This window comes from Rahnella inusitata (assembly GCF_965118895.1).
GTDB classification, from domain to species: domain Bacteria; phylum Pseudomonadota; class Gammaproteobacteria; order Enterobacterales; family Enterobacteriaceae; genus Rahnella; species Rahnella inusitata_A.
In genome coordinates, this window is the sequence record NZ_CBCPJJ010000004.1 from 85,617 (window position 1) to 105,738 (window position 20,122).

A 20,122-nucleotide genomic window follows, 5' to 3' on the forward strand; every position below is an offset into this window, starting at 1 on the left:
TTTTTATGGCCGCTCATTTTGAACGGTCAATCTTGTATGACAAACGGGTAAGACAGGAAAAGGAACTGACATGAATCAGCAGAAACGTAAAGGTAAGAACGTTGTCCGTCAGGCCGTGCTCGCTGCCGCTGTTTTCGGTTCGCTGGCGTCCGCCTCTGCGTGGGCAGCCAAAGACGTGGTGGTCGCCGTAGGCTCTAACTTCACCTCGCTCGATCCTTATGACGCCAACGACACGCTATCGCAGGCGGTGGCTAAATCCTTCTATCAGGGACTGTTCGGCTTCGATAAAAATATGAAGCTGGAGAACGTGCTGGCGGAAAGCTACACGGTGAGCAAAGACGGTCTGGTGTACACCATCAAACTGCATCCGGGTATTAAATTCCAGGATGGTACGGATTTCAATGCGGCGGCGGTGAAGGTCAACTTTGACCGCGCCAGCAACCCTGACAGCCACCTGAAGCGTTATAACCTGTTTAAAAATATCGCCAGCACCGAAGCGGTAGATGGCACCACGGTGAAAATCACCCTGAAAGAACCGTTCTCGGCGTTCATCAACATTCTGGCGCACCCGTCTGCGGTGATTATCTCTCCGGCGGCGCTGACTAAATATCGCAAAGACATTGGTTTCCATCCGGTCGGTACCGGCCCGTATACGCTGGAACAGTGGAACCAGACTGACTTTGTAAAAGTGAAGAAATTTGACGGCTATTGGAAGAAAGGCGAAACCAAACTCGACACCATTACCTGGCGTCCGGTGGTAGACAACAACACCCGCGCGGCGATGCTGCAAACCGGTGAAGCGGATTTCGCCTTCCCGGTGCCTTACGAGCAGGCCGCCTTGCTGGAGAAAAATCCGAAGCTGGATCTGGTTACCGCACCGTCGATCCTGCATCGCTACATCAGCCTGAACGTCACGCAAAAGCCGTTTGATAACGTCAAAGTGCGTGAGGCAATCAACTACGCCATCAACAAACAGGCGCTCATCAAAGTGGCGTTTGCCGGTTATGCCGTGCCGTCCGAAGGGCCGTTGCCACAGGGTATTGAGTACGCCGCGAAATTCAAACCCTGGCCTTACGATCCGGCCAAGGCCAAAGCGCTGCTGAAAGAAGCGGGCTATCCGGAGGGTTTCACCACCACACTGTGGTCGTCGCATAACAACAGCACCGCGCAGAAAGTTTTGCAGTTTACCCAGCAGCAGCTGGCGCAGGTGGGCATCAAAGTGAACGTGACGGCAATGGATGCCGCGCAGCGTGCGGCGCAGGTTGAGAACGTCGGGCAGAAAGACGCAGGCGTACGCATGTTCTACACCGGCTGGTCTGCCTCCACGGGCGAAGCTGACTGGGCGCTGTCGCCACTGTTCTCCACCCAGGCGGCTCCGCCGAAACAATTCGGCACGGCGTTTTACAGCAATGCGCAGGTGGATAAAGATCTGACCGACGCGCTGAAAACCACCGACAAAGCCGAGAAAGCCAAACTGTACGCCGATGCCCAGAAACAAATCTGGACCGACGCGCCGTGGGCCTTCTTAGTGACCGAACGTCTGGTATCAGCGAAAAACAAACGCCTGAGCGGTTTCTATGTGATGCCCGACACCGCGTTCAGTTTTGATGAAGCAGATGTGAAATAATTATCTCTGTTTTTACAGCGTTTCATTTTAGGGGAAGCACGGTGATGGGATCCCGCAGGGATGCCCACGCCGCGCTAGCCCCGTGTATCTCGGATGAACTAATGAACGTATCTGATTTGTCATGCTGAATTATTTTCTAAAACGACTGCTTGGATTGATCCCGACACTGCTGATTGTGGCCGTGTTGGTCTTTTTGTTTGTGCATCTTTTGCCAGGCGATCCGGCGCGGCTGATGGCCGGTCAGGATGCCGATGCCAGCGTTGTGGCGCTGGTGCGGCAGGATTTGGGGCTGGATAAGCCGCTGTATCAGCAGTTTCTCACTTTCTTTGGCAATGCGCTGACCGGTGATTTCGGTCATTCGATGGTCTCGAAGCGTCCGGTCATCGATGAAATCAGTTCCCGCTTTATGCCGACTTTCTGGCTGACGCTGACCAGTATGGTGTGGTCGGTGATTTTCGGGCTGGTGATCGGCGTAGTGTCTGCCGTCTGGCGCAACCGCTGGCCGGATCGTCTCGGCATGGCGCTCGCCGTTTCCGGTATCTCCTTTCCTGCTTTTGCTCTCGGCATGTTGCTGATGCAGGTCTTCTCCGTCCAGCTTGGCTGGTTGCCGACCGTGGGCGCCGACAGCTGGCAGCATTACATTCTGCCCTCCATTACGCTGGGGGCGGCCGTGGCGGCGATCATGGCGCGCTTTACCCGCGCCTCTTTTGTCGAGGTGATGCAGGAAGATTACATGCGTACCGCACGGGCGAAGGGCGTTCACGAAGGCATGGTGGTAATAAAACACGGCCTGCGTAACGCGATGATCCCGGTAGTGACCATGATGGGCTTACAGTTTGGGTTCCTGCTCGGCGGTTCGATTGTGGTCGAAAAAGTCTTCAACTGGCCGGGGTTAGGGCGGTTGTTGGTGGATTCGGTCGAAATGCGCGATTACCCGGTGATCCAGGCCGAAGTGCTGCTGTTCTCGCTGGAGTTCATCCTGATCAACCTGTTGGTGGACATGCTGTACGCCGTGATTAACCCTTCTATCCGATACAAGTGAGCAAGCGCATGAAAAACTGGCGGCGAAATGCCGTACTCGCGGGCCTGCCGATGGTGACGGCAGAAACCACTACATCACAGGCGGTAAGGACACCGTGGAAGGCGTTCTGGCGGCGTTTTCGCAGGCAGCATATTGCGATGATTGCGGGCGCTTTTATCCTGCTGCTGATAGCCGCCGCAATTTTCGCGCCCTGGCTGGTGCCGTTTGATGCGGAAAACTATTTTGATTACGACCGCCTGAACGAAGGTCCGTCGATGATGCACTGGCTCGGCGTGGACTCTCTCGGGCGTGATATTTTCAGCCGCATCCTGATGGGCACCCGTATCTCACTGACCGCCGGGGTGCTCTCGGTCGTCCTCGGTGCCGCCATCGGCACAGTCTTCGGCCTGCTGGCGGGATATTATGAAGGCTGGTGGGATCGCATCACCATGCGCATCTGCGATGTTTTGTTCGCTTTCCCCGGCATCCTGCTGGCCATCGCCGTCGTAGCCGTGATGGGCAACGGCATGTCGAACGTAATCATTGCCGTCGCCATCTTCAGTATTCCGGCGTTCGCACGGCTGGTGCGTGGCAACACGCTGGTGCTTAAGCAACAAACCTACATCGAATCCGCCCGCAGCATCGGTGCCTCCGACACCACAATCTTGTTCCGGCATATCCTGCCGGGTACGCTGTCGTCGATTGTGGTGTATTTCACAATGCGTATCGGGACGTCAATCATCACTGCCGCGAGCCTGTCGTTCCTCGGCATGGGCGCCCAGCCGCCGACGCCGGAGTGGGGCGCGATGCTTAATGAGGCGCGGGCCGACATGGTGATGGCTCCGCATGTGGCGATCTTCCCGAGTCTGGCGATTTTCCTGACCGTATTGGCGTTTAATTTGCTGGGCGATGGATTGCGGGATGCGCTGGATCCGAAATTAAAAAGTTAGTGTTTTGGGGGGAAGCCCCCAAATGTCCCATGTGTTCTTTGGAACGGGGGAAATGGGTGATTGTTTTATATTGAGTGAGCTTTAGCCCGCTGCTAATGCAGAAGCCCGATTATAAATAATCGGGCTTCGCGGTCCCTCAAGGGGAAAGGGTGAAGCTTAAAGGCCTCTAAGGGCAACACGAATATATTATCAAGGTAGAGAATAGGATCAAGCTGAAATTGAATCTTTAACTAAAAAAATGTTTGCATTGATAGAACGAATCACCGCTATCTGGATTAATGTAACTATTTTATTAGGGATGCACTGCGATAATCTTCCACGATTAGCTAATATCGGTTTATTCAGACGATTATTGCTGACTGTCTGAACCAGATCGCATTTCGCCCAACATGTTTTAGAACGAAAGTGCTTTAGATCAGCGATTAAACCTGATTCTAACTCGACATGTATCCCTTTACTTAACTTACATTCATTTTTTGTTGTTGATAAGGGGACAACTATCGAGGAATTGTTATTGAGTCTGCCATTGAGAACGATGACCAGTCTTTGTTTAATCATTTCTGGCGGCATGTGGGCATCAACCCTATCGGGGATAACGTTCCCGTTAATATCTATCGGGTAGAGTCCATAGTTACAGTTGAGAATCTGCCCGATTTTGGGTTTAAAGTTGATTGGCATTCGATTTCCTTTCTTTGCATTCAAAAAGAAAAGAACATATCGTGACTTATAATACCTGCCAATAACCGGTTCTGCTAAATACGAGATGTCTTCCAATAAATAAAAGTAATTACATCGAAATTACATTCGAAAATTATCTATTTGATAAATACATTGAAACCGAATATTTAAAAGCTAATTAAAAAGACGTAGAGATCCCAGAGAGGGCCGAGAATGGCCCCCTTTGGTTGGTTTCGACGCAGCGAGTTAGGCGCTTACTACAGGTGATAAACCGAAAGTTTTACACATGCGTTTTAAAAGGCATCCCTGAACTCATGTCTTCGGGTGCAAATATCCCGAGTGGAACCGCAAATGCTCTTCCACAAACGACGCAATCGTAAAGTAACTGTGATCGTATCCCGGCTGCGCGCGAAGCGTTACCGGCCAGCCGCGCTGGCGGGCAATTTCTGCCAGTTTTGAGGGCTGAAGCTGATCCGCCAGGAACTGATCGCCATCACCCTGATCAATTAAAATTGGGAACGGTGTTTGATCCGCAGGCAGCGAACTCAGCAGGTGACAGCTGTCGTATTGCAGCCACTGGCTCTCGTCATCACCCAGATACGCACTGAACGCTTTGCGCCCCCACGGCACCTGTGCCGGATTGACAATCGGCGCGAAGGCAGAAACCGAGCGAAAACGCTGGGGATTGCGTAATGCCAGCATCAGCGCACCGTGGCCACCCATCGAGTGACCGAAGATTGACTGGCGATCGCTGACTTTGAAATGGCCATTGATCAGCGCTGGCAGCTCGTCTACCAGATAATCGTACATCCGGTAATGTGCCGCCCACGGGGCCTGCGTGGCGTTGAGGTAAAAACCTGCGCCCTGACCGAGATCGTAACCGTCATCGTTAGCGACACCTTCACCGCGCGGGCTGGTATCCGGCATTACCAGAACCAAACCAAGTTCGGCTGCGACGCGCTGCGCACCGGCTTTGGTCGTGAAGTTCTCATCATTACAGGTCAGGCCGGACAGCCAGTACAACACCGGCGGCGGGGTATCATCTTTCGCCGGTGGCAGATAAATACTGAACGTCATATTACAGTTCAGGCTTGCCGAGGTATGACGGTAGCGCTGCTGCCAGCCGCCAAACATCCGGTGCTCTTCGAGGAGTTCAATCGAGCTGCTCATCAACACTTTCCTTAATGGTTAAAATGAATAACGTTACGGATGGATTCAGTTTCGTGCATCAAATCCACTTCTTCGGAGGACAGAGGGTGTTTGAGTAACGGGATCACGCCGTCATTTTGGACGATGATCTGTTCTTTCAGCGCCCGGACGTTGGGGCTGAATGCATCCCGACGCCAGATAAGCCAGGTGGCGGTATCGGCAAATTGGTCAGGAATATCGTGGATTTGGACCCGCTCGTGGCCGGGCAGCTGTTCGAGCACCGAGCGCGGAACCATGGCGATCCCCGCACCGCTGGCCACGCACGCCATCATGGAATGGTAGGACTGAATCTCCAGGGTGTTGGCCACCGGTACGTTCATCTCTTTGATCCAGGCCTGTAATCGCTGGCGGTAGGAACAGCTCGGGCGGAAGGCAAAAACGGTGTGGCCGCTGCGCCCGGCGGGCGGTTTGAGCGGTGATTCATCGGGCGGGCTAATCACCACCATGCGCTCGCGATAGGAGATACAACCATTGAGATCGTCAAAATCGATCGGGCCATCCACCAGCGCCGCTGCGAGACGACCAGCCCGCACGCTGTCGATGATTTCGCCGGAGGTACCGGTGACCAGTGAGAGCGCCACCTGCGGAAACGCCTGATGATAGGCAGCGAGCAACGAAGGGAGACGCGTCGCGGCTGTGCTTTCCATCGAGCCCAGTGCGAAATTCCCAGCCGGTTCGCCCGCGTGGGTGATGCTCATTGCTTCATCGCTCAGCGCCAGAATGCGCTCGGCGTAATTAAGGAAGTTATGGCCCATCGCAGAAAGGCGGATGCGTTGTTTCTCGCGGATGAACAAATCCGTGCCCAGTTCGAGCTCAAGCTGGCGCAGGCGGGTCGTCAGGTTCGACGGCACGCGGTGTAACTGCTCCGCCGCGCGCGCGAGCGATCCGGTTTTTGCCACGCAGCAAAACATTCGCAACTGGGTAAGATCCATGAGGTGTTCCTGCGTTCTCTTTTCGTAAGTAACTTGGTTTGTATTATTCAGTTTTCGTGATTGTAACTTTCCTGCATCCTGTCTGACAACTTTCTTTTGGAAAGACACTGTTATCGGTGATCGGCCTTGAGTATGTTTACTCATTGTTTCTATTATGTTGCGTCGCGGTTTCTCTTATCGGAGCAGTTATGGCTTTTCGTATTGCGCTAAGTGGTTTTCTGGCCTTTGTGGTCGCAATGGGTATCGGGCGCTTTGCCTTTACGCCACAGGTTCCTTTAATGATAGCTGAACATCAGTTTACGCTGACCGGGGCGGGGCTGGTGGCGGCCTTCAACTATCTCGGCTATTTGTGCGGTGCGTTCGATGCCATGCGTGCGACGAAACATCTTGAGCGCCGCCTGTGGCTGGGCGTGTGGGGCGGGGTGGTGCTGACCTTGCTGTCGGCGGTGATTTCCGGCGAAGTGCTGCACAGCGTCGTGCGTTTTCTGATTGGCTGGACCAGCGGCTGGGCGATGGTGATGGTCGCGGCATGGTGTAACGAGCGGCTGGCGCATTTCGGTCGTCCGGCGATGAGCGCGGCGATATTTGCCGGTCCGGGCGCGGGGATTTTCCTCAGCGGTATGCTGGCAGTCGGTATCCACAGTTTGCAGCTGAGTTCTGCGCAGGCGTGGTGCGTATATGGTGTACTGGCGCTGATTTTTGTGGCGATTATCACGCCGAATCTGCCACGTAAAGGGGATTTGCATCGCTCGCACGTCGCGGCCGATCCGCTGGTGATGACGCCTGCACTAAAACGCTTAGTGTGGAGCTACAGTCTGGCGGGTTTCGGTTATATCCTGCCCGCAACGTTTCTTTCGCAGATGGCTAACGCACGTTTTCCAGACAGCCTGTTTGCACAGTTTGTCTGGCCGGTGTTTGGGGGCGCGGCAGTGATCGGCATTGTGATCGGTATTCTGACCCGTCACTGCCTGACCACGCACCGGCGTCTGGCGCTGACGCTATGGATCCAGGCGCTCGGTATTTTGTGTGCCGAAGTGGTACCGGGGGTGAGCGGGTTGGTGCTGGGCGCATTGCTCACGGGCGGTGGATTCCTCAGCGTAGTGCAGCTGGCATTACAATGCAGCCGCGAGCTGGCGCCCAATCACAGCCGGTATATGGCAGGGCTGCTGACCACCGGATATGCGGTCGGCCAGTTGTGCGGTCCGGTCTTGTCGGCCATTTCCACCGCGCTGACCCACCGTCTGGAGCCTGCGCTGTATGTCGCCTTTGTCGGATTTATTATCGCGGGGACTTTAGTGTTCAGGCATAAACGATAACTTGCAGCTATTTCATCCATCATGAAACACAATTACTGGATTCTGTTTCCGCTCTCCACTACAGTAAGCCACCTCACTTTGGCGTGATCTACGTCAAAGTGATTACATCTGCCGGAGAAGAAAGAATGCCTACCCTGAGTAAAGAAGCCATTTTGGTCCATGAGGCCCTGTTAGTCCGTGGTCTGGAAACCCCTCTGCGTGAAGCTTTGCCTATCGACAATGAAACGCGCAAGCAGCGGATCCAGGAACACATGACCGGTATCATGCAGCTTCTGAATCTGGATCTCTCCGACGACAGTCTGGCAGAAACGCCAAACCGTATCGCCAAGATGTACGTCGATGAAATCTTCTCCGGGCTTGATTACGCCAACTTCCCAAAAATCACCGTCATCGAAAATAAGATGAAGGTCGATGAAATGGTTACCGTGCGCGATATCACCCTGACCAGCACCTGCGAACACCATTTCGTGACCATCGACGGCAAAGCGACCGTGGCGTATATCCCGAAAGATACCGTGATTGGTCTGTCGAAAATCAACCGCATCGTACAGTTCTTCTCGCAGCGTCCGCAGGTTCAGGAGCGTCTGACCCAGCAAATTCTGGTGGCCTTGCAGACTCTGCTCGGCACCACCAACGTGGCCGTTTCGATTGACGCCGTGCATTACTGCGTGAAAGCGCGCGGCGTGCGTGACGCGACCAGCGCCACCACCACCACGTCTCTGGGCGGATTGTTCAAATCAAGCCAGAATACACGTCAGGAATTCCTGCGAACTGTCAGACACGCTAGCTAAGCGATGACGCTTTGACCGGACAGAAAGTTTGATATTGCGGCACCTTATGGGTGCCGTTAGTCTGTCTGGAGTCCGCAACTTTTTGCACCTTAACGTTAACAGGAACGTCTGGTATGCGCTCACGTATTGCCACGCTCGACTTTGCCCGTGGCCTCGCCATTTTTGGCATTCTTCTGCTTAATATCAGCGCCTTTGGATTACCCAAGGCGGCTTATCTGAATCCGGGTTATTCCGGCGTGCCATCGACGTCTGATAGCTGGACATGGGCAGTGCTTGATACTTTCGCGCAGGGCAAATTCCTGATGATGTTCGCGATGCTGTTTGGCGGCGGCCTGTATTTACTGCTACCGCGAGGCAAGCACTGGATCCAGGCGAGATTGTCATTACTGTTGCTTTGCGGATTTCTGCACGCCATTTTCCTGTGGGATGGCGATATTTTGCTGTCCTACGGGCTGATCGGTCTGGTGTGCTGGCGCATGGTGCGGGAAGGGCGCAGCAGCCAGTCGCTGATTTCGACCGGTATTATCCTGTATATGATTGGCGTCGCCGTGCTGGCGATGCTCGGCCTGATTTCATCTCCGTCGCCGGGTACGTTCTGGTTACCTGGCCCGGCGGAAATACAGTATGAACAATTCTGGAAGCTGAAAGGCGGCTGGGAAGCGATTCAAAACCGGCTGGATTTGTTGTCCTCAAGCCTGCTGGCAATCGGTGCGCAATACGGCTGGGAACTGGCGGGCGCGATGCTGATTGGCTCAGGGCTGATGCGCAGCGGCTGGTTGAAAGGTGAATTCCGTGAGTCGCATTACCGCAAAGTGGCGGCGGCACTGTTACCGCTTTCATTATTCATTCAAATCCCGGCGATTTATATGCAGTGGAAGACCGGCTGGGACTATCGCTGGAGCGGTTTTCTGTTACAGGTGCCGCGTGAAATCGGTTCGCTGATGCAAGCCGTCAGCTATCTGGCGCTGTGTTACGGCTTCTGGTCGGTGATTTCTGGCTGGCGCCTCGTGCGCTGGATCTCGCAGGTCGGCCGCATGGCGTTGACCAACTATCTGCTCCAGACGCTCATCTGCACCACCTTCTTCAACGTATTCGGCTTCTTTATGCACTTTGACCGCTTACAGTTGCTGGCGCTGGTGCCGCTGGTCTGGGCAGGTAATTTGCTGTTCACGCTGGTCTGGTTGCGGTATTTCCGGCAGGGGCCGGTCGAATGGATCTGGCGCAAACTGACCGTCAAAGCCTCGGGCGTCGAACTTAAATCTGCCTGAATTTTACACCGTCACATCACTCTAAATGATAGATTTGAGATGGACGTTGCATAATTGTATGTAAACGTTTTCTTTCCTGTGACGAGATTCACGCAGGCGTTTCCACAAAATGATTAGGATAGCGGTCGTGCCAGTCTGACGACCACTACTCTAATAAGGAAACGCCATGAGCACTTCACCTCGCTTCTCATTCTCTGCGTTATTTACCTCCTGGGTGATTAATTTCCGTATTCCTCCTTACCAAAGCCTGGCAGATCACGGAGCGACAAATGGTCACCATTCGTGATGTCGCACGTCTCGCGGGGGTCTCAGTCGCTACTGTTTCGCGGGTTCTGAACAATCCTTCTATTGCCAGTAAAGAGGCTCGCGAGCAGGTGTTACGCGCCGTCGAAACCTTAGGTTATCGGCCGAATGCCAATGCGCAGGCGCTGGCAACGCAAAGCAGCGACACCATCGGCGTGGTGGTGATGGACGTCTCCGATCCTTTTTTTGGCGCACTGGTGAAAGCGGTTGATACCGTCGCTCAGTTACATCAGAAATATGTTTTGATAGGTAACAGCTATCATATTGCTGAAAAAGAAAGGCACGCCATTGAAGTACTGATTCGTCAGCGCTGTAACGCACTCATCGTGCATTCCAAAGCGCTGGGCGATGATGAGCTGGCACGCTTTATGGATCAGGTTTCCGGCATGGTGCTGATTAACCGTGTCATTCCGGGCTACGAGCACCGCTGTGTCTGGCTGAACAATGTCAGCGGCGCGGAAATGGCGACGCGTCTGCTGCTGTCACAGGGGCATCAGCGCATTGGTTACATCGGTTCGAGCCATGCGATAGAGGATGATGTGCAGCGCTATCAGGGCTATGTGCAGGCGATGACGCAGCCAATGACGCAGTCACATCAGACGTATGACGCGCCGCCGGCCATCTGGCGCGCACAGGGTTCGCCAGATTTGCAGGGCGGTGAGGCGGCGATGGTAGAGCTGCTGGGGCGTAATCTGCACCTCAGCGCGGTATTTACCTACAACGATTCAATGGCCGCCGGTGCGATGGCGGTGTTGAAAGAGAACGGAATTAACGTCCCGAATGATTTTTCGCTGGTAGGTTTTGATGACATTCCGATCGCTCGTTACACCAGCCCGAAAATGACCACGGTACGTTATCCGATCGTTTCTATGGCAACGCTGGCGACTGAACTGGCGTTAAAAGGCGCAGCAGAACAGTTATCTGAAGGTATTTCGCACTGTTTTATGCCAACGCTGGTCAGACGGCATTCCGTTGCACCGTGGCAAAATGTGGCACCCGTCACTTATTGATCAAATAACGCGATGTAACCGTTTTCAATCTGTGAGAACTTTCACAGTTTATTAACATCGCGCCCATTATGATTCATTCGTTTTCGACATGATTCACTTTGTGTCCGGCTTACCGGACTGGTTTCACAGCGAGACAGGACGTTATAGGTCAAGGATGGCAGGCACCCCACACATGACGTGGAGCTGTACTGCTCCCACATGGATTTCCGGTGCCAAATTCTGTAACACCCTACATAACCGGAGATACAAATGAATAAGAAGGTCTTCACCCTGGCGACTCTGGCTGCAAGCATGATGTTTGGTTTTGCTGCGCACGCTGCTGATACTAAAATCGGCGTTACCATCTACAAATATGACGATAACTTCATGTCCGAAGTGCGCAAAGCCATCGAAAAAGATGCGAAAGCGACGCCGGACGTGCAGCTGCTGATGAATGACTCGCAAAACAGCCAGTCCACCCAGAACGATCAGGTAGACGTTATGCTGGCGAAGGGTGTGAAAGCTCTGGCCATCAACCTGGTTGACCCGGCGGCGGCTCCGGTCATCATTGAGAAAGCCCGCGGTGCTGGCATTCCTGTTGTTTTCTATAACAAAGAACCTTCCCGTAAAGATCTGGACAGCTACGACAAAGCCTATTACGTCGGTACTGACTCTAAAGAGTCCGGTATTATCCAGGGTGAGCTGATTGCTAAACATTGGAAAGCAACACCGGCCTGGGACCTGAACAAAGACGGCGTGATCCAGTACGTTCTGATCAAAGGCGAGCCGGGCCACCCGGATGCTGAAGCACGTACCAAATATGTCATCAGTACCCTGAACGGTAAAGAAGGCCTGAAAACTGACCAGCTGCAACTTGATACCGCTATGTGGGATACCGCACAGGCGAAAGACAAGATGGATGCCTGGTTGTCTGGCCCGAACGCCAACAAAATCGAAGTGGTTATTGCCAACAATGACGCGATGGCAATGGGCGCAGTCGAAGCACTGAAATCTCATAACAAATCCAGCATCCCTGTGTTCGGTGTCGATGCCCTGGCAGAAGCGCTGGCGCTGGTGAAATCTGGCGCAATGGCCGGTACCGTTCTCAACGATGCCAACAATCAGGCGAAAGCGACCTTTGATCTGGCAAGAAATCTGGCAGCCGGTAAACCAGCTGCAGAAGGCACCAACTGGAAGCTGGATAATAAAGTCGTTCGTATTCCTTACGTCGCGGTTGATAAAGACAATCTGTCTTCATTCGTGAAATAAGAAAACGAAAAAAGCAGCAAAGAGCGACAGCAATAGAAAAACAAAGCTAAGCAGTGGCATAAATAATTGCGGTTAAGCCGTAAAAAAAGACTAAGTATGACCTAACGTTAATGCTTATCTGACAGGACGTCATGTCGCCCTGCCAGTGGTGAGAGTAATGACCGCTGGCAGGGCTGACATCAGGTATTAATACACCCGTTTATTTTTATCTTTAGCCAGGTACAACTATGGCCGATAATTCGTTATCTGACACAACACAAAAGCCGGACGAATTCCTGCTGGAAATGAGTGGTATCAACAAATCATTTCCTGGAGTCAGGGCGTTGGATAATGTGAATTTAAAAGTACGCCCTAGCTCTATTCATGCCCTGATGGGTGAGAATGGTGCCGGTAAATCCACATTATTAAAATGCCTTTTCGGGATATACAGTAAAGACTCCGGTACGATTCTTTTTCAGGGACAGGAAGTTAATTTTAAAAGTTCGAAAGAAGCGCTCGAAAAGGGCGTGTCGATGGTGCATCAGGAATTAAACCTGGTATTACAACGTACCGTCATGGACAACATGTGGCTGGGACGTTACCCGACGAAAGGCATTTTTGTCGATCAGGACAAAATGTACAAAGACACCAAAGCGATTTTTGACGAACTGGACATTGATATCGACCCGCGTGATAAGGTGGGTAAGTTGTCGGTTTCGCAGATGCAGATGATCGAAATCGCCAAGGCGTTTTCTTACAATGCAAAAATCGTCATCATGGACGAACCCACTTCCTCGCTGACGGAAAAAGAGGTGAACCACCTGTTCACCATTATCCGTAAGCTGAAAGACCGTGGCTGCGGCATTGTGTATATCTCTCATAAGATGGAAGAAATTTTCCAGCTGTGCGATGAAATCACTATTCTTCGCGACGGCCAGTGGATCATCACGCAGCCGCTGGAAGGCCTCGACATGGATAAAATTATCTCCATGATGGTCGGCCGTTCCCTGAGCCAGCGATTCCCGGATCGTCTGAATGTACCGGGCGAAGTGATCCTCGAAGTGCGTAATCTGACCTCGCTGCGTCAGCCTTCGATCCGTGATATCTCCTTTGATTTACACAAAGGTGAAATTCTCGGGATTGCCGGTCTGGTGGGCGCGAAACGTACCGATATTGTCGAAACGCTGTTTGGTATTCGCGAGAAAGTCTCCGGTACCATTAAACTGCACGGCAAAAAAATTAATAACCACAGCGCGAACGAAGCGATTAATCACGGCTTTGCGCTGGTGACGGAAGAACGACGTTCAACCGGTATTTATGCGTATCTGGATATCGGTTTTAACTCGCTGATTTCAAATATTCGCCAATATAAAAATAAAGTCGGCCTGCTCGATACGGCCCGAATGAAAAGTGACACCCAATGGGTGATCGACTCCATGCGGGTAAAAACGCCGGGGCATAAAACCAGTATTGGTTCATTGTCAGGTGGTAATCAGCAGAAAGTCATTATCGGGCGCTGGTTATTAACCAAGCCGGAAATATTGATGCTTGACGAACCGACGCGTGGGATTGACGTTGGGGCGAAATTTGAAATTTACCAGTTAATCACCGAGTTGGCGAAAAGAGAAAAGGGGATCATTATTATCTCCTCTGAAATGCCAGAGTTGCTGGGTATTACTGACAGAATATTGGTTATGAGTAATGGACAGGTTGCGGGTATTGTTGACACCAAAAATACATCGCAGAACGAAATTTTACGCCTGGCTTCCTTGCATCTCTAATTTTTAAGGGTTCTTATTATGAAAGCATTAAATAAGAAAAGTGTGCTCACTTATTTAAAAGAGGGCGGGATTTATGTGGTGTTGCTGGTATTACTGGCGATTATTATTATCCAGGATCCCAGCTTCCTCAGTCTGGTCAACTTAAGTAATATTCTGACTCAATCCTCCGTGCGCGTCATTATTGCACTGGGCGTCGCGGGTCTGATTGTGACACAGGGTACTGACCTGTCAGCCGGGCGTCAGGTCGGTCTGGCCGCGGTTGTTGCAGCGACCATGCTGCAGGCGATGGATAACGTGAACAAGGTGTTCCCGAATCTTGAAGTGGTGCCGATCCCCCTGGTCATTCTGACCGTGTGTATCGTTGGCGCGCTGATTGGTTTGCTTAACGGTATTATTATCGCCTATCTGAACGTCACCCCGTTTATTACCACGCTGGGTACGATGATTATCGTTTACGGGATTAACTCCCTTTATTACGACTATGTGGGTTCATCGCCGGTTGCCGGTTTTGATCCGGGCTTCTCACAGTTTGCACAGGGCTTTATTCACCTGGGCGGCCTGAAGCTTTCCTACATCACCTTCTACGCCGTGATTGCTATCGCCTTCGTCTGGGTGTTGTGGAATAAAACCCGCTTCGGTAAAAATATTTTCGCCATCGGCGGTAACCCGGAAGCCGCGAAAGTTTCAGGTGTTAACGTCCCGTTAAACCTGATCATGATTTATGCGTTGTCCGGTGTGTTCTATGCATTTGGTGGATTACTGGAAGCAGGGCGTATCGGCAGTGCGACCAACAACCTCGGCTTTATGTATGAGTTAGATGCTATCGCAGCCTGTGTGGTCGGCGGCGTGTCCTTCGCCGGTGGTGTGGGCTCTGTGGCAGGTGTGGTGACCGGTGTACTTATCTTTACCGTCATCAACTACGGCCTGACCTACATCGGCGTTAACCCCTACTGGCAGTACATCATCAAGGGCAGCATCATCATCTTCGCGGTGGCGCTGGACTCCTTGAAATACGCTAAGAAGAAATAAGTTTTTGGCGGGAAACATGAAGGGCGCATATGCGCCCTTTTTTAGTTTTGCTGAAAGATGCGATTACTGCTGAAACGGATTTCTGCCCACGGGTTTAACTGGCTCCGGTTTTGCCGTCGGTTCCACATCTTCCGTTTCATCCTGCGCCGCGTCATTGGCTTCCTGTTCTGCCTTCACTCTGGCGGCTTCATCAGCTGCAGCTTTATCGGCAGCGGCTTTGTCTGCTGCGGCTTTCTCAGCCGCCGCTTTTGCTTCTGCGGCTTTCTTCTCGGCTTCCAGTTGCTGTTGTAACGCCAGAACCTGCTCTGGGGTGACGGCAGGGTAGCCCTGCGCATCATCGGGAACGTTGTGGATGGCCGGGATCGGGATCAGCGGGCCTAAGAAGCGCGGTTCGCGTTTGAGCAAATAGAGATCCGTCAGTGCACCGAGGCGGGCGAAGATTTCACGACTGCGGACGCTGAGCATGTTTTTTGGCGATGGCACGGCGAAACATTGCGCCTGAATCCCCATATGTAGCGCAATAAACAGCGCGCGCTCACAGTGGAAACGCTGGGTGATGATGATGAAATCGTTGGTGTCGAAAACCTTGCGGGTGCGCACGATGGAATCGAGGGTGCGGAAACCGGCGTAGTCGAGCACGATATCGCTGGAAGGGATACCGGCTGCGATAAGGTCGCGTCGCATGGTGCTTGGTTCATTGTAACTTTGCTGCGCGTTGTCGCCGCTCAACAGTAAATACTTCACTTTACCGCTGTTGTAGGCGTTGATCGCGCCCTGGATCCGGTAGAGGTAATACTGATTGATGACGCCGGTGCGGTAATATTTTGAGGTGCCCAGCACCACGCCGACCTGACGATGTGGCAACGATTGTACTTCGTCGTAGATATATGGCTGCGTGCGCAAACTGATCCAACGATCAAGCCCAATAGCGACTGCCAGCATCAGAACAACGATGCCGATAACGCCAGCTATAATTCGCTTAATCATAGGTATCCCTGTTTATGATCGGATGGAAATCGGATCCAAGGCTACTTTACCTGCCAGGGTGACGCAATACGTTGAACTCTGCATCACCGGCCTTCGCGGGTTTTTTCAGCACTTTTCATGAAATTACTTACCTGAACGCGTAGCGGGCCGCAATTTACGCAAAAAAAAGACCAATGCGCGAGGCATTGGTCCCGATGGTAGCCAGTCTTTCTTTATATCAGAATGACGTACGTTTATACGTCCGGTACTGCGGTGCCCAGAAGTTGCGTTCGATAGCTTTCGACAGCGTATCTTCCGACGTCACCATCGCCACACCCTGCAACTGCGCCGCTTTGGCGACTTCCATCGCGATGCATTTTGACACACCCTGAATATCATCGACGTCCGGCAGCAATGAGCCGGTACCTTCGGTTGCCAGCGGCGAACATTCTGCCAGCGTGCGGCTGGCGGCCATCAGCATTCCGTCGGTGACGCGCGTGGCGCCGGAGGCAATCACGCCCAGGCCGATCCCCGGGAAGATGAAGGAGTTATTACACTGTGCGATAGGGTACAGCTTGCCTTTAAGGCTGACCGGCGCGAACGGGCTGCCGGTGGCGACCAGCGCGGCGCCGTCGGTCCAGTTCAGAATATCCGCAGGTGTGGCTTCGACGCGGGAAGTCGGGTTGCTCAGCGGCATCACCACCGGACGCGCACAGTGCTTGTGCATCTCGCGGATGATCTCTTCAGTGAACAGCCCCGGCTGGCCTGATACGCCGATAAGCACGGTAGGTTTGGCGTGACGCACCACGTCCAGCAGAGAAATGCTGTCGTTTGCCAGATCCCAGTGAGCCAGTTCGCTGCTTTTTTGCGTCAGCTTGCTTTGGAAATCCAGCAGGTTCGGCAGTTTGTCGGTCAACAGGCCGAAGCGGTCAACCATGAAGACGCGTCCGCGTGCTTCTTCTTCGCTCAGACCTTCGGATTTCATCTGTGCGACGATTTGCTCAGCGATACCGCAACCTGCGGAACCGGCACCCAGGAATGCGACAGTCTGATCGCTCAGCTTGCCACCGGCGGCTTTGCTGGCGGCAATCAGGCTGCCCAGCGCCACGGACGCGGTGCCCTGAATGTCATCGTTGAAGCAGCACAGCTCATCGCGGTAGCGGGTGAGGAGCGGCATCGCATTTTTCTGCGCAAAATCTTCGAACTGCAACAGCACGTTCGGCCAGCGAATTTTCACTGCCTGGATGAACTCATCGACGAATGCGTCGTACTCTTCGCCGGTAATGCGCGGATGACGCCAGCCCATGTACAGCGGGTCATTAAGCAGTTGCGGGTTATTGGTACCCGCATCGAGCACGACCGGCAGGGTGTACGCCGGGCTGATGCCGCCACAGGCGGTATACAGCGAGAGCTTACCGATAGGAATACCCATGCCGCCGATGCCCTGATCGCCGAGGCCCAAAATGCGCTCGCCGTCGGTCACCACCACCACTTTCACGTGTTGTTTGGTGGCGTTTTGCAACATATCGTCAATGTGCGCGCGGTTCGGGTAGGAGATGAACAGGCCACGGGCACGGCGGTAGATATCGGAGAAATGCTCGCAGGCCTCGCCGACGGTCGGGGTGTAAATCACCGGCATCATTTCGCTCAGGTGACTGTCCAGCAGACGGTAAAACAGCGTCTCGTTGGTATCCTGAATGTTGCGCAGATAGATGTGCTTGTCGATGTCGGTTTTGAAATTCTGGAACTGGCGATAGGCGCGGTCGGCCTGTTCTTCAATGGTTTCAACCGCTTCTGGCAGCAGGCCGTGAAGGTTGAAATTGTTGCGCTCTTCTTCGGTGAACGCGCTGCCTTTATTCAGTAATGGGAATTCTAACAGGATAGGGCCGGCATGCGGGATATACAGCGGACGTTTGCTTTCGTATTCAAGTTCCATGATTTTACTCTTCCGGGGGCTCAGAATGGTGTTTTTTATTTTTTAGAGACATGAGGGTAACAGAGAGGAAAAGACGAATTCAAATTACAAATGTAATGACAATGTTATGTAACTAAAAACTCCGCGAACGGAGTCTTTAGTGTTATCTGGATCACGTCACTGCGGTGATTCAGCAGGTCACCGTGTTCACTTCTTCGCAGCCAATGGCTTTTAGCGTGGCGCGGGTAGCGTCGTTTTGTGTGAGCAGCGCGTCGGAATTCTCGACCAGCACCGCGCGGCGCACTTTCAGGCAATCTTCACCGGACATGTTCAGCAGGATCAGTGCCGCCTGAAGCGGTGGCAGGCTCGGGTTGAACGCGGCGTTTTCGGCATAGCGCCCGGCGAACTGCTTGCCGCTGTGCGTTTCCAGCGCGACACCGCTGTAAGACTTGCTGTATGGCGCGTGGCTTTGATTGCAGGCATCCAGCGCCAGCAACGTCAGGGTATCGGCGTTATCGAGCTGATAGCCGTGATCGACCTTGTCCATCAGCAGGGTGGTGATGTCCAGATCTTTAGGGCCAAAAGAGTGCGGCAGGTAATCACCCAGCGTGGCGACGTCGCGTTCCGGCAGGTGAATATCCAGTGCCGTGCCGCTGGTCAGTTCATTCATAAACTGACGGCAATGACCGCAAGGGGTGTAGTTGACCGTGATGGAAGCCAGACGGTTTTCACCCCGCAGCCAGGCGTGCGTCACGGCGGATTGTTCGGCGTGAACGGTCTGTTGCATCGGCGCACCGGCGAACTCCATATTGGCACCGAAATACAGGTTGCCGGAGGTTCCGCGGGCAATCGCGCCAACGTGGAAATGTGAAATCGGGGTGACGGAGCAGGCCGCAGCGAGAGGCAACAGCGCAAACGCCAGCGCATCGTCGTTGAGTCCGGTCGCCTGTTTTACTTGCGCAACGTCTGCCGCAGTGAGCATTGCCGGGAAGTCATCGTGTCGCAGAAACGGCTCAAGGGCGGAGGACAGATTTTCAGGGAGTGCCGCAAAGGCGGTGTGAAAACGTGCGTGCATAAACATTCGATCTCGAAGTAGTTACGGTTTAACAGTGTAGAAGTCATTTCATGAACTAAGTGTGATGAATGTCACTATTTTAATGAAATGCATGCATCGGCGTTGCAAATTTGAGAGATGTTACGCAGAAAGCCGCCCTGGCAGGCGGCTTTCAGAAGGGTGTAACAGGAATTAATGCGCAGGGAACCACTTATCATTGATCTTCTGATATTCGCCGTTGGCTTTGATCCCTTCCAGCGCCGCATTAAGTTTCGCCAGCAGTGCTTTATTCTCAGGACGCACTGCCATACCCACGCCGGTACCAAAGTATTGCGGATCTTTAATCAGCTCTCCGACTTCGCCCAGATTCGGGTTGGATTTCAGCCAGCCATTCAGCACAGCTGTGTCACCCAACAGGCCGTCCAGACGACCACTTTTCAGATCCAGAATCGCATTCTGATAGCTGTCATATCCGACGGTGGTGATCTCAGGATGTTTTTCCATCAGGTATTTCTGGTGCGTGGTGCCATTTTCCAGCCCGACGCGTTTGCCTTTCAGGTCAGCCATTGAGGAAAATTTGCCTTTCGGCCCGATGATCATCGCGGTATTGGCATAGTACGGCTGGGTGAAAGTGACCTGTTTGCTGCGCTCTTCGGTGATGTCCATGCCGGAAATGATCACGTCAAAACGGCGAAATTTCAGCGCCGGGATCAGGCCATCGAAAGGCTGGTTGGTGAAGGTACAGGTTTCCTGCATCTGCTTACACACCGCGTTGGCCAGATCGATATCGAACCCGACGATCTGGTTATTGGCATCCATCGACTCGAAAGGGGGATAGGTTGCGGATGTTCCGAAACGGATGGTGTCCGCCGCAGTAGCAGCGAAAGCAGTGGCAGATAAAACAGCAGCAAGGATAAGCTTTTTCATGCAATACATTCCTGTTCAAAAAATGACATTCCCTTCGCGGTTCAGTTTACTGATTTTATTAATGTAATCGGGTAACTGGCAGGAAGTGAAACCTGTAAAACAAAGTGCCATTAAATGA

Annotated in this window: 17 protein-coding genes; 10 read left to right on the plus strand and 7 right to left on the minus strand. The window is 52.9% G+C overall.

Annotated features, from left to right (window positions below; translation table 11 throughout):
- The first annotated feature begins 70 nt into the window (after positions 1-70).
- From gsiB to gsiD, 3 genes are all read left to right on the plus strand, one after another.
- A complete protein-coding gene (gsiB, locus tag ACMHLI_RS04210) occupies positions 71-1,627 on the plus strand; it encodes a glutathione ABC transporter substrate-binding protein GsiB (RefSeq protein WP_413528385.1) in 1,557 nt (518 codons plus the stop codon).
- 121 nt (positions 1,628-1,748) lie between these two features.
- Positions 1,749-2,669, plus strand: coding sequence for a glutathione ABC transporter permease GsiC (gene gsiC / locus ACMHLI_RS04215; protein WP_413528386.1), 921 nt, complete (start codon positions 1,749-1,751; stop codon positions 2,667-2,669).
- Between the two features lie 8 nt (positions 2,670-2,677).
- Positions 2,678-3,598: a glutathione ABC transporter permease GsiD gene (gene gsiD / locus ACMHLI_RS04220; RefSeq protein WP_413528387.1), complete on the plus strand. Its 921-nt coding sequence runs from the start codon at positions 2,678-2,680 to the stop codon at positions 3,596-3,598.
- Between the two features lie 207 nt (positions 3,599-3,805).
- On the opposite strand, the gene ACMHLI_RS04225 is transcribed toward gsiD, so the two are convergent.
- The 3 genes from ACMHLI_RS04225 to ptrR form a co-directional block, all read right to left on the minus strand.
- Positions 3,806-4,276, minus strand: coding sequence for a type II toxin-antitoxin system PemK/MazF family toxin (locus ACMHLI_RS04225; protein ID WP_413528388.1), 471 nt, complete (start codon positions 4,274-4,276; stop codon positions 3,806-3,808).
- A gap of 312 nt (positions 4,277-4,588) precedes the next feature.
- Complete coding sequence (gene fghA, locus ACMHLI_RS04230) at positions 4,589-5,446, minus strand: S-formylglutathione hydrolase (protein ID WP_413528389.1); 858 nt, start codon at positions 5,444-5,446, stop codon at positions 4,589-4,591.
- Positions 5,447-5,457: 11 nt separating this feature from the next.
- Complete coding sequence (ptrR, locus tag ACMHLI_RS04235) at positions 5,458-6,417, minus strand: putrescine utilization regulator PtrR (RefSeq protein ID WP_413528390.1); 960 nt, start codon at positions 6,415-6,417, stop codon at positions 5,458-5,460.
- Positions 6,418-6,605: 188 nt separating this feature from the next.
- Between ptrR and ACMHLI_RS04240 the strand changes: the two genes are divergently transcribed.
- The 7 genes from ACMHLI_RS04240 to mglC all read left to right on the plus strand — a co-directional run bounded on the left by ACMHLI_RS04240 (position 6,606) and on the right by mglC (position 15,142).
- Complete coding sequence (locus ACMHLI_RS04240) at positions 6,606-7,733, plus strand: YbfB/YjiJ family MFS transporter (protein ID WP_413528391.1); 1,128 nt, start codon at positions 6,606-6,608, stop codon at positions 7,731-7,733.
- A gap of 125 nt (positions 7,734-7,858) precedes the next feature.
- Complete coding sequence (folE, locus tag ACMHLI_RS04245; protein ID WP_413528392.1) at positions 7,859-8,524, plus strand: GTP cyclohydrolase I FolE; 666 nt, start codon at positions 7,859-7,861, stop codon at positions 8,522-8,524.
- A 113-nt stretch (positions 8,525-8,637) separates the two neighbouring features.
- Positions 8,638-9,792 (plus strand): DUF418 domain-containing protein YeiB, encoded by a 1,155-nt coding sequence (gene yeiB / locus ACMHLI_RS04250; protein ID WP_413528393.1) that lies wholly within the window; start codon positions 8,638-8,640, stop codon positions 9,790-9,792.
- Between the two features lie 269 nt (positions 9,793-10,061).
- Complete coding sequence (galS, locus tag ACMHLI_RS04255; RefSeq protein WP_413528394.1) at positions 10,062-11,105, plus strand: HTH-type transcriptional regulator GalS; 1,044 nt, start codon at positions 10,062-10,064, stop codon at positions 11,103-11,105.
- 249 nt (positions 11,106-11,354) lie between these two features.
- Positions 11,355-12,353: a galactose/glucose ABC transporter substrate-binding protein MglB gene (gene mglB, locus ACMHLI_RS04260; RefSeq protein ID WP_413528395.1), complete on the plus strand. Its 999-nt coding sequence runs from the start codon at positions 11,355-11,357 to the stop codon at positions 12,351-12,353.
- Between the two features lie 227 nt (positions 12,354-12,580).
- A complete protein-coding gene (gene mglA, locus ACMHLI_RS04265; protein WP_413528396.1) occupies positions 12,581-14,113 on the plus strand; it encodes a galactose/methyl galactoside ABC transporter ATP-binding protein MglA in 1,533 nt (510 codons plus the stop codon).
- A gap of 18 nt (positions 14,114-14,131) precedes the next feature.
- Positions 14,132-15,142 carry a galactose/methyl galactoside ABC transporter permease MglC gene (gene mglC / locus ACMHLI_RS04270; RefSeq protein ID WP_413528397.1) on the plus strand — a complete coding sequence of 337 codons (1,011 nt, stop codon included), beginning with the start codon at positions 14,132-14,134 and terminating at the stop codon, positions 15,140-15,142.
- A gap of 63 nt (positions 15,143-15,205) precedes the next feature.
- Here mglC and sanA read toward each other — a convergent pair whose 3' ends face one another.
- The 4 genes from sanA to ACMHLI_RS04290 all read right to left on the minus strand — a co-directional run bounded on the left by sanA (position 15,206) and on the right by ACMHLI_RS04290 (position 20,004).
- A complete protein-coding gene (sanA, locus tag ACMHLI_RS04275; RefSeq protein ID WP_413528398.1) occupies positions 15,206-16,129 on the minus strand; it encodes an outer membrane permeability protein SanA in 924 nt (307 codons plus the stop codon).
- Positions 16,130-16,346: 217 nt separating this feature from the next.
- Positions 16,347-18,044: an NAD-dependent malic enzyme gene (locus ACMHLI_RS04280; protein ID WP_413528399.1), complete on the minus strand. Its 1,698-nt coding sequence runs from the start codon at positions 18,042-18,044 to the stop codon at positions 16,347-16,349.
- Positions 18,045-18,213: 169 nt separating this feature from the next.
- The gene (gene cdd, locus ACMHLI_RS04285) at positions 18,214-19,098 is read right to left on the minus strand and encodes a cytidine deaminase (protein ID WP_413528400.1); all 885 of its coding nucleotides are present in this window, start codon (positions 19,096-19,098) and stop codon (positions 18,214-18,216) included.
- Between the two features lie 171 nt (positions 19,099-19,269).
- Positions 19,270-20,004 (minus strand): arginine ABC transporter substrate-binding protein, encoded by a 735-nt coding sequence (locus tag ACMHLI_RS04290; protein ID WP_413528401.1) that lies wholly within the window; start codon positions 20,002-20,004, stop codon positions 19,270-19,272.
- Positions 20,005-20,122: the final 118 nt, after the last annotated feature.

Coding starts and splice junctions, on each gene's coding strand:
- ptrR (WP_413528390.1), bottom strand. CDS start 6,417: ATGGATCTTACCCAGTTGCGAATGTTTTGCTGCGTGGCAAAAACCGGA.
- mglC (WP_413528397.1), top strand. CDS start 14,132: ATGAAAGCATTAAATAAGAAAAGTGTGCTCACTTATTTAAAAGAGGGC.
- ACMHLI_RS04280 (WP_413528399.1), bottom strand. CDS start 18,044: ATGGAACTTGAATACGAAAGCAAACGTCCGCTGTATATCCCGCATGCC.
- galS (WP_413528394.1), top strand. CDS start 10,062: ATGGTCACCATTCGTGATGTCGCACGTCTCGCGGGGGTCTCAGTCGCT.
- yeiB (WP_413528393.1), top strand. CDS start 8,638: ATGCGCTCACGTATTGCCACGCTCGACTTTGCCCGTGGCCTCGCCATT.
- mglB (WP_413528395.1), top strand. CDS start 11,355: ATGAATAAGAAGGTCTTCACCCTGGCGACTCTGGCTGCAAGCATGATG.
- gsiB (WP_413528385.1), top strand. CDS start 71: ATGAATCAGCAGAAACGTAAAGGTAAGAACGTTGTCCGTCAGGCCGTG.
- folE (WP_413528392.1), top strand. CDS start 7,859: ATGCCTACCCTGAGTAAAGAAGCCATTTTGGTCCATGAGGCCCTGTTA.
- gsiD (WP_413528387.1), top strand. CDS start 2,678: ATGAAAAACTGGCGGCGAAATGCCGTACTCGCGGGCCTGCCGATGGTG.
- sanA (WP_413528398.1), bottom strand. CDS start 16,129: ATGATTAAGCGAATTATAGCTGGCGTTATCGGCATCGTTGTTCTGATG.
- ACMHLI_RS04240 (WP_413528391.1), top strand. CDS start 6,606: ATGGCTTTTCGTATTGCGCTAAGTGGTTTTCTGGCCTTTGTGGTCGCA.
- cdd (WP_413528400.1), bottom strand. CDS start 19,098: ATGCACGCACGTTTTCACACCGCCTTTGCGGCACTCCCTGAAAATCTG.
- mglA (WP_413528396.1), top strand. CDS start 12,581: ATGGCCGATAATTCGTTATCTGACACAACACAAAAGCCGGACGAATTC.
- ACMHLI_RS04225 (WP_413528388.1), bottom strand. CDS start 4,276: ATGCCAATCAACTTTAAACCCAAAATCGGGCAGATTCTCAACTGTAAC.
- gsiC (WP_413528386.1), top strand. CDS start 1,749: ATGCTGAATTATTTTCTAAAACGACTGCTTGGATTGATCCCGACACTG.
- fghA (WP_413528389.1), bottom strand. CDS start 5,446: ATGAGCAGCTCGATTGAACTCCTCGAAGAGCACCGGATGTTTGGCGGC.
- ACMHLI_RS04290 (WP_413528401.1), bottom strand. CDS start 20,004: ATGAAAAAGCTTATCCTTGCTGCTGTTTTATCTGCCACTGCTTTCGCT.